Raw genomic sequence first — 706 nt, forward strand, 5'->3', positions numbered from 1 at the left:
CTTCTTTTACTACTGCTTCTGCTGCTGTTTTAGCTTCATTGTATTTGTCAGCAGACTCTGTTGTCTTGCCGTCTGTAACGTTTGTCGCTTCTGTTGCTGTTTTTAATTCGTTTTTAGCTGCTTCTAATCCTTCTGTATTGCCTTTATCTTTTAATACGGCTACAGCTTTATCTAATTCTGCTTTTACTGCATCTACTTTTGCTTGTGCTGCTTTAGCTTCTTCTTTAGTCGCATTATTTTCTTTTGCTAAAACTTTTTCAGCTTCAGTTTTTGCTTCTTCTAATTGTGTTTTTAACGCTTCAAATTTTGTATTATAGGCATCAATACTATTTGGTGTTTTACCTCTTGTATCTGCTTTTTTCAATGCTTCAGAATCTGCTTTTAACTTAGCTTTTTCTGCTGTTGTGGCTGCTTCTACTAATTTACTTTTAGCATCATCTAGCACTGCTTTGGCTGCATTTACTTTTGTTAGAGCATTCGCAACATCTTCAGTCGTTGAATTCACATCAGCAATCACGCCTTCTGCTTCTTTTACTACTGCTTCTGCTGCTGTTTTAGCTTCATTGTATTTGTCAGCAGACTCTGTTGTCTTGCCGTCTGTAACGTTTGTCGCTTCTGTTGCTGTTTTTAATTCGTTTTTAGCTGCTTCTAATCCTTCTGTATTGCCTTTATCTTTTAATACGGCTACAGCTTTATCTAATTCTGC

1 pseudogene is annotated in these 706 nt (G+C 36.5%); it reads right to left on the minus strand.

The features are described 5' to 3' along the window. Window positions 1–706, minus strand: a pseudogene (locus HT722_RS10090) (matrix-binding protein); the annotation flags it as partial.

This window comes from Streptococcus sp. 53, assembly GCF_013276565.1.
Taxonomy (GTDB): Bacteria; Bacillota; Bacilli; order Lactobacillales; family Streptococcaceae; genus Streptococcus.